Consider the following 8,666-nt stretch of genomic DNA (forward strand, 5'->3'; position numbering starts at 1 on the left):
TGATATGTGAATTGACGATTGGATAAGCCGCATATATAATGAAATATAGCGAAACAAAGTTCCAATTCATATCATTCGATATTCAATAATGGAACTGCATACTATTTTTATCCCAATCATCATGGAAAGGGGCATTGTTGAATGAGAAAAGAAAGTGCAGCAACGAAACGAGCGAAACAGTACACGAAAAACAGCGACTGGTTTTGCGAATTTCGAATTTCTCCTGTTCAGGGTCTGGGATATGAAGAGGGCGTTCATCGCAGAGATCCCAGCAGTGTCATTAAAGTCAATGATTTGTATTATGTGTGGTACACCAAAACGGAAGGTGAAGCAGCAGGTTTCCAAACAGGTGATCCAGATGCGAAAGTGTTTCCTTGGGATTTGTCGGAAGTCTGGTACGCCACTTCCCCGGACGGCGTGAATTGGACGGAAAGGGGAAGGGCGATCGGCCGGGGGCCAAAAGGTTCGTACGATGATCGAAGTGTTTTTACACCGGAAATTTTGCATCATGAGGATAAATTTTACCTTGTTTACCAGGTTGTTCAATCCCCTTATACATTAAGAACTTTGGAGAACATCGCAATGGCAGTCGCGGAGTCACCGGAAGGGCCATGGCGAAAGTTGGATGAACCGATTTTGCGGCCGTCCAACAATGGAGAATGGTTTGGTGATGATGACAATCGTCTGACGGTAAAACACAAAGGCGATTTTGACAGCTTAAAGGTTCATGACCCGACGTTGTTTTTTTACAATAATCAGTTCTGGTTGTATTACAAAGGTGAACAAATGGGTGAGGAAATGAATTTCGGCGGGCGAACGACTAAATGGGGAGTTGCCATCGCCGATCATCCGGAAGGCCCTTATGTCAAATCCGAATACAATCCGATCACAAATAGCGGTCATGAAACCTGCTTATGGCAGTATCGTGGAGGGATGGCTGCGCTGTTGACGACAGACGGCCCTGAAAAAAATACCATTCAATATGCCCCGGACGGTATAAATTTTGAGATTGAAGCCGTGATTAAAAATCCGCCGGAAGCTCCCGGACCTTATCGAACACCAGATGCCGACCGCTCTCCGTTGGAAGGCCTCCGATGGGGTCTTTGTCATAACGTACATTCCAAGTGGAATTATATTCAGATGTACACCGTGGATGAAAGTTTCAAGCATTATTACATGAACAAAATCAACCCCGAAGAGCTCTGGCTTGGAAAATCCCCCAAGCGAAATCAGTGAATTGGAAAAGGAGAGCTGTGCATGGTCAAACAATACAAGATGTATATTAATGGAGAATGGGTCGAATCGTCTTCCGGAAGGACAATCGAAGTCGAAAACCCGTCAAATGAGGAGATTATTGCAACGGTTCCGGCAGGTACAGAACAAGATACGATTTACGCCCTCGAAACGGCTGATCAAGCGCAAAAGGAATGGAGAAAACTTTCTCCGGTTACGAGAGCGGGCTATATCCATGCATTAGCAGAAGAATTGAAGAAAAACAAGCGTCAGATTGCAGAAATTTTGACTTCTGAACAAGGAAAACCGTTGCGCGAAGCGATGGGGGAAGTAGACGGGGCAGCACTGTTCCTGCAATATGCTTCTGAGCATGCGCGTCGAATTGAAGGGGAGATCCTGCCATCTGAGAACGAAAATGAACAGATCTGGATCCAACGTGTACCGTACGGTGTGACTGCCGGGATTGTCGCCTGGAATTTTCCGTTGGCACTGGCTGCCCGAAAATTGGGGAATGCCCTGGTTTGCGGCAACAGCATGATTGTCAAACCGCCGTCAGTAACTCCGCTAGCCGTGCTGGAATTGGCGAAACTGGCTCAAAAAGTCGGCATTCCAGCCGGAGTGCTGAATGTGATTACCGGATCGGGAAGTGAAGTGGGACGAGTTCTTGTCCGTCATCCGCTCACCCGATTGATAACGCTAACCGGCAGCACGGAAGCAGGAAAAGAGATTTACCGAGATGCAGCAGACAGAATCAAAGTGCTTCGTCTTGAATTAGGTGGTAAAGCACCATTTATCGTTATGGACGATGCGGAAGTGGACAAAGCGGTGAAAGCTGCGGTTATTTCCCGTTTTACAAATGGCGGGCAAGTGTGTACTTGCAACGAAAGAATGTATATTCACGAATCGATTTACGATGAGTTCATGGAAAAATTCATCGCGGAAGTTCAGATGTTGAGCGTAGGCGATCCGATGCAAGATCCCGATATCGGACCAAAAGTTAGTCGAGGGGAATTGGAAAAACTGGAACAATTGGTCCGGGATTCTGTTGAATTGGGTGGCAATGTTGCGATTGGTGGGAAGAGATTGACGGAGGGCCAATATGCGAAAGGCCACTGGTTTGAACCAACCGTGATCGAGAATGCAAAGCATGACATGAGGGTGATGAAAGAAGAGATTTTTGGTCCGATTGTACCGGTTATGAAAGTAAGCGATTTGGAGCAGGCGCTCCAATTGGCAAACGACAGTGATTATGGTTTGTCCGCGTACTTGTTTTCACAAAATTTGAAAAAAGTCATGTCCGTCATTGACGAGCTGGATTTTGGCGAAATCTATGTGAACCGTCCGCATGGGGAATCCGTGCATGCTTTTCATAACGGCTTTAAATTAAGCGGGCTAGGTGGCGAGGATGGCAAGCATGGTCTGGAAGGTTATTTGCAGAAGAAAACGATGTATATCAATTATTCCTGATGTGCTATTGGTAGCATAATCGGACATTTGATCTGGTTCCTATGTCAAAACTCCCGCTTGCTTTCAGCAAGCGGGAGTTTTTTAACGCCCCAAAGCGAATGGTTGTATTTTACTTATATCGTGTAAATGGCTCGCATTGACGGGACAAATCCTAATCGCTTGGAGATGAGGTGGGATTTTTCACGGATTTGTTCCTCAATTTCTTCCTGTTGTTCAAATATTTTTTCTGTAGGGCCGGCTACACTGACCGATGCAATGACTCTACCGGTGTAATTGAAAATTGGAGCGGCGATCGAACTTAACCCCTCGTCCAGTTCTTCCCGATTGATCGCAACCCCTCTTTGCCTGATCCGGCTTAACTCTTGGAGGAATTCCTGGTGATCTGTGATCGTGGTCGGCGTGTAGCGTTGCAATCCTTTTTCACTAATGATCTGATCAACCGTTTCAAGAGAGAAATAAGCCATTATCGCTTTGCCTAGTCCCGTGCAATGCGCGGGATTTCTCGTCCCCAATTTCGCATTCATGATGAAGGACGAGGTTCCTTCCACTTTGTAAATATAGATCACTTCACCTTGGTCAAATACCGCCAAAAAAGACGTTTGTCCGGTATTTGCTGCCAGATCATGCATGTGCGGCTGTGCTGCTTCGACCAGGTCGATATTATGCAAACCTGACATACCGATTTCTATGGCTTTTAACCCGATAAAATACTTGTCGGAATCCGGGTCTTGTGTGACAAATCCGTAGGTTTGCAAGGTTTCTAAAATACGGTGAATGGTGCTTTTCGGGAGTTGAGTGGTTTCGGATAATTCACTGATTCCCCCGCCTCCCTTTTTTTTAGAAAGGCATTCCAAGATAAACAATGCGCGTTCTAATGTCGAACTGGTTTTTCCGGGTAAATTTGAGCTCATCACAACCACCTTTAAATATCACATTAACTCAATAAAAATAATTCATTTTTAACCGATAGTCAATATAAAATTGATGACAAAAAAATAAAATGAAACATAATTCCGAAATATATTGACATATGCATGATCAAAATATAATATTTAATTAATCGGAACGAATTACATCGTTGTATACCGAGGAGTTAAAAGTTGTATAACGAGGAGTTAAACAATGAAATATAAACGAATAAGCGACTTTCGCACAAACTATTACCGAATCCCTTTAAAGGAAAATTTAGGCGATGCCCGACACGGTATTCATTCTCATTTTGAGTTGATTGTGGTTCAGCTTTCCCTGGAGAATGGGACGACTGGAATTGGTTATACCTACACGGGCGGTGTTGGCGGAAGAGCGATTTGTCAAATGGTGGAATACGATTTGAAACCTTTCCTGTTAGGGAAAGATGCCGATTGTATTGAAAAGATTTGGGAAGAAATGAATTGGAAAGTCCATTACGTCGGAAGAGGAGGAATCGCTTCGTTTGCGATTTCGGCGATCGACATCGCCCTGTGGGATCTTAGAGGTAAATTGATGGAAGAGCCGTTATGGAAAATGGTTGGCGGGAATAATACGTCGACGAGAGCGTACGCAGGCGCGATTGATTTGAATTTTAGCAAGGATAAGTTGTTAAATAACATTCAAGGTTACCTCGACAAAGGGTTTCAGGCAGTCAAGATCAAACTTGGACGAGATCAGCTGAAAGAAGACATCGAACGTGTGGAAGCGGTACGGCATTTAATCGGTTCTGATGTAGTTTTTATGGTGGATGCAAACATGAAATGGTCTGTGGAAACGGCCATTAAAGCTGCCAGACTACTCCAGCCTTATGATATTTATTGGTTGGAAGAACCGACGATCCCCGATGATTATGAAGGGTATCGGCGAATTGGAGCAGAAGGTGGATTGCCGATTGCAGCTGGGGAAAACTTTCACACGATCTATGAATTTGTCAATATGATTACCCGGGGCAAGATCGATTTTCCTCAACCAGATGCTTCAAACATCGGAGGGATAACCGGGTGGATGAAAGTGGCGAATTTGGCGTACGCCTATAATTTGCCGGTCTGTACGCACGGTATGCAAGAACTTCATGTCAGTTTAATGTCCGGCATTCCGAATGCGGGTTATATGGAAGTTCACAGTTTCCCGATTGATCAGTATACCACTCGCCCCCTGGTGCTTAAAGAAGGTAGGGCGGTAGCTCCGGATGTACCGGGTATCGGTGTTGAGTTTCAATGGGATGCGTTGAAACCATACAAAATTGAATTTTGAGATAGCCATTTCGACGGAAAGGCGGTCAATGATGAAAGCAGTATTTTACGAAGGGGAAAGGAAGCTTCGCATCGATGATAGGGAACGGATAAATCCGGGTGCGGGTGAAGTGGAAATCAAAGTGGCGTACGCCGGAATTTGCGGAACGGATCTTCATATATTTCATGGTCATATGAACAATAGAGTTTCCACTCCGCATGTCATGGGACATGAAATGTCCGGCGTTGTGTCTCGGGTTGGTGAAGGGGTTCATCAGTTTAAACCTGGTGACAGAGTGACCGTGATGCCGTTGATCTCATGTGGTCAGTGCCCGGCTTGCAAAGATGGATTTTCGCATATCTGTCATTATTTAAAGTTTATGGGGATCGAGACACCGGGTGCCTTTCAAGAATACTGGGTCGTTCCGGAAAACACGCTTCGGCGGTTGCCGGACGATTTGGATCTTAAATATGGTGCTCTGATCGAACCGTTGGCGGTTGCATGTCATGATATCCGAATTGGACAAGTAAGGCAAGGGGATCAAGTCGTCGTCATTGGCGGCGGGCCTATCGGAACATTGATTGCACTGGTCGCTCGTTCGGCAGGCGCTGAAGTGGTTGTATCCGAAATTAATCCGCATCGGATCAGAATGTTGCAAGATTTAGGAATGGAAACATGCAATCCCAAGGAAACGAATCTGACCGAATATATAACCGAAAAAACCCGGGGAAGAGGGGCTGATGTCGTTTTTGAAGTCACTTCTTCGACGGCCGGAGCGGAAGTGATGACAGAACTTCCCCGAACAAGAGGAAATATCGTCATTGTCGGGATTTTCAACAAAGCGGTACCGGTAGACCTTCATCGGTTTTTCTGGAGAGAACTGCAATTGTTTGGAGCAAGAGTGTATGAAAATGAAGATTTTGATAAAGCGATTCAATTGGCCACTTCCGGTGAGTTGCCGTTAGATCGATTAATTACGGAAGTGTATCCGCTCAATCAAATCAAAAATGGATTTGAGCAGATGGAAACAGGCGGAAATGTCATGAAAGTGCTGATTCAGCTGCATCAAGCGTAATTGGTCATCCGATATCGATTATCCATTGATTTTGTGTGGGGGTTTAAAAATGAGCATTATCGACAAATTTCGACTGGATGGGAAAACGGCGTTGGTTACCGGATGCAAAAGAGGGATTGGAAGAGCGATGGCTGTTGCACTGGCAGAAGCGGGTGCAGATATCATCGGAGTAAGCGCAACGCTGGAAGAATCCGGGAGTCAAGTGGCGCAAGATGTAAAAAAAGCGGGGCGGAATTTTTCGGCATATGCTTGTGATTTCAGTGACCGAAACGCGTTGTATCAATTTATTGAAAAAGTGAAAAACGAACACAACGCTATCGATATTTTAGTGAATAATGCTGGAACCATCCGGCGGAAACCTGCGGCTGAACATCCCGTTGAATGGTGGGATCATGTAGTAGAAGTCAACCTGAATTCTCAGTTTGTATTATCTCAGGAGATCGGAAAAGAGATGTTGAAACGCGGGAGCGGAAAGATCATTTTTACGGCTTCATTGCTTACGTTCCAAGGCGGAATCAATGTTCCGGGTTATGCTGCCAGCAAGGGTGGAATCGGTCAATTGACGATGGCTTTGGCCAATGAGTGGGCCAGCAAGGGAGTACAAGTCAATGCAATCGCACCGGGCTATATCGAAACGGATAACACTGAGCAACTGCGGCAAGATCCGGTCAGATATGAAGCAATCTTGTCCCGCATTCCAGCGGGAAGATGGGGAACTACGGATGATTTGAAAGGAGCTGTTGTTTTTCTGGCGTCCTCCGCATCGAATTATGTAAACGGAACAATCCTGACCGTTGATGGCGGATGGATGGGGCGATGAGAGATCATTGCGCATCATTTTGTTCTTTCTTAGAGACAGAAATGTAAATGCTTACAAAAGGAGAGGTGTTTTGTGGCAAAAAAGCTTTTGAGAAACTACCAGTTGTATTTGTTTGTGCTTCCGGTTGTCGTGTATTATCTCATCTTTCATTATTACCCGATGTACGGGGTCCAGATCGCATTCAAAAATTTTATGGCGACGGAAGGAATTTGGGGAAGCCCCTGGATTGGATTCGATCATTTTGAACGATTTTTCAATTCGTTCCAGTTTGAAAGACTGATTTTAAATACGATTTATCTCAATTTGCTTCAATTGATCGTTGGTTTTCCCGTGCCAATTATTTTGGCATTGATGCTCAACCAACTGATGAATAAAAAATTCAAGCGTTTTTCGCAAACCGTTGTTTACGCTCCGCACTTTATTTCTACCGTTGTCATGGCCGGGATCATCTTTCTGTTTTTGTCGGAGAGCACAGGCATGGTCAATAAAATCATCGTTCTATTGGGAGGAGAGCCCATTAACTTTATGGGTGAACCAGGGTGGTTCAGACCGGTCTATGTACTTTCGGATATTTGGCAAAATGCAGGGTTTGGAACGGTCATTTACTTGGCTGCGTTAGCCGGGGTTAATCCCGAGCTTCATGAATCAGCGGTTGTGGATGGAGCCAATAAATTTCAACGCATTATTCATATCGATATTCCAAGCATTATGCCGACGATGGTCATTTTGTTGATTTTGAGTATCGGAAACCTGATGAGCATCGGATTTGAAAAAGTGCTGTTGCTGCAAACTTCATTAAATCAATCGACATCAGAAGTGATTGCGACTTATGTTTACAAGAACGGGGTGCTGCAAGGTCAGTACAGTTTCACCACAGCTGTCGGTTTATTTAACTCGATCATTAATTTTGTGTTATTGCTAATTGTTAACCAAGCAGCAAAAAAATTGACAAACGTTTCGTTGTGGTAAAAGGGGGTTCAGGCGTGTTTAAGCGAATTGCGGCAGATAAATGGTTTGATTTCATAAACATGACGATCATTACGATTTGGCTGATCATCATCATTTATCCGCTTTATTTTGTTGTCATCGCTTCATTTACCGATCCGACGGCGCTTCAACAATCGTGGTTTTGGCCGAAAGAAATCAATTTTGAAGGTTATAAACTGATCATACAAAGTGACACGTTGTGGACAGGTTATAAAAATTCCTTTATTTACCTTATCTTAGGCACCACCATCAACGTCCTGCTGACTTTGCCAGCGGCTTATGCGCTGTCCCGAAAAGACCTGAACGGCAGAAATGCCCTGATGTTGTTCGTTACGTTCACGATGTTTTTTTCAGGCGGTCTTATTCCGACTTATTTGACTGTCAAAGCGTTGAATATGGTGGACACGATATGGGCGATGATAATTCCCAATGCAGTTGGGGCGTGGAATTTGATAATTGCCAGAACGTTTTTTCAGCAGACCATTCCTGACGAACTATTAGATTCAGCAAAAATTGACGGCTGTTCCGATATCCGGTTTTTCTTGCATATCGCGATTCCAATTTCCAAGGCGCTGGTCGCCGTCATGATCCTGTTTTACGGGGTGGGACACTGGAACGCGTTCTTGAATGCGCTCATCTATCTGCGTAGCGATGAATTGTACCCGTTGCAATTGGTGTTGCGAAACATACTGATTCGAAATCAGATCTCGACGGATATGATTATGGACTTGTCATCATTAGGCGACCAAGTTAGAGCTGGTGAACTGATCAAGTATGGGGTCATTATTATGGGGGCATTACCGATGTTAGTGTTGTATCCGTTTTTACAAAAATATTTCGTGCAAGGGCTATTGATCGGCAGCATCAAGGGGTAATTTTCCT

At 44.6% G+C, this 8,666-nt stretch carries 8 protein-coding genes; 7 read left to right on the forward strand and 1 reads right to left on the reverse strand.

Annotated features, from left to right (window positions below; genetic code table 11):
• Positions 1 to 141 precede the first annotated feature (141 nt).
• Together POTG_RS14980 and aldA are read left to right on the forward strand one after the other, a co-directional pair.
• A complete protein-coding gene (locus POTG_RS14980; protein WP_009225676.1) occupies positions 142 to 1,236 on the forward strand; it encodes a glycoside hydrolase family 117 protein in 1,095 nt (364 codons plus the stop codon).
• Between the two features lie 21 nt (positions 1,237 to 1,257).
• Positions 1,258 to 2,700: an aldehyde dehydrogenase gene (gene aldA, locus POTG_RS14985; RefSeq protein WP_036645699.1), complete on the forward strand. Its 1,443-nt coding sequence runs from the start codon at positions 1,258 to 1,260 to the stop codon at positions 2,698 to 2,700.
• A gap of 113 nt (positions 2,701 to 2,813) precedes the next feature.
• Here the strand turns inward: aldA and POTG_RS14990 are convergent, their stop codons facing one another.
• Positions 2,814 to 3,611 carry an IclR family transcriptional regulator gene (locus POTG_RS14990; RefSeq protein ID WP_009225678.1) on the reverse strand — a complete coding sequence of 266 codons (798 nt, stop codon included), beginning with the start codon at positions 3,609 to 3,611 and terminating at the stop codon, positions 2,814 to 2,816.
• Between the two features lie 211 nt (positions 3,612 to 3,822).
• Between POTG_RS14990 and POTG_RS14995 the strand changes: the two genes are divergently transcribed.
• The 5 genes from POTG_RS14995 (at position 3,823) to POTG_RS15015 (ending at position 8,659) form a co-directional block, all read left to right on the forward strand.
• A complete protein-coding gene (locus POTG_RS14995; RefSeq protein ID WP_009225679.1) occupies positions 3,823 to 4,923 on the forward strand; it encodes a mandelate racemase/muconate lactonizing enzyme family protein in 1,101 nt (366 codons plus the stop codon).
• A 31-nt stretch (positions 4,924 to 4,954) separates the two neighbouring features.
• The gene (locus POTG_RS15000) at positions 4,955 to 5,977 is read left to right on the forward strand and encodes a zinc-dependent alcohol dehydrogenase (protein WP_009225680.1); all 1,023 of its coding nucleotides are present in this window, start codon (positions 4,955 to 4,957) and stop codon (positions 5,975 to 5,977) included.
• 49 nt (positions 5,978 to 6,026) lie between these two features.
• On the forward strand, positions 6,027 to 6,797 hold the full coding sequence (locus POTG_RS15005) for an SDR family oxidoreductase (protein ID WP_009225681.1): 771 nt from the start codon (positions 6,027 to 6,029) through the stop codon (positions 6,795 to 6,797).
• A 72-nt stretch (positions 6,798 to 6,869) separates the two neighbouring features.
• Entirely contained in the window at positions 6,870 to 7,766 is an 897-nt protein-coding gene (locus tag POTG_RS15010) for an ABC transporter permease (protein ID WP_009225682.1), read from the forward strand.
• The gene (locus POTG_RS15015) at positions 7,760 to 8,659 is read left to right on the forward strand and encodes a carbohydrate ABC transporter permease (protein ID WP_009225683.1); all 900 of its coding nucleotides are present in this window, start codon (positions 7,760 to 7,762) and stop codon (positions 8,657 to 8,659) included. Before POTG_RS15010 ends, POTG_RS15015 begins: the two co-directional genes overlap by 7 nt.
• Positions 8,660 to 8,666: the final 7 nt, after the last annotated feature.

It is taken from the genome of Paenibacillus sp. oral taxon 786 str. D14 (assembly GCF_000159955.1).
Classification (GTDB): Bacteria; Bacillota; Bacilli; order Paenibacillales; family Paenibacillaceae; genus Fontibacillus; species Fontibacillus phoenicis.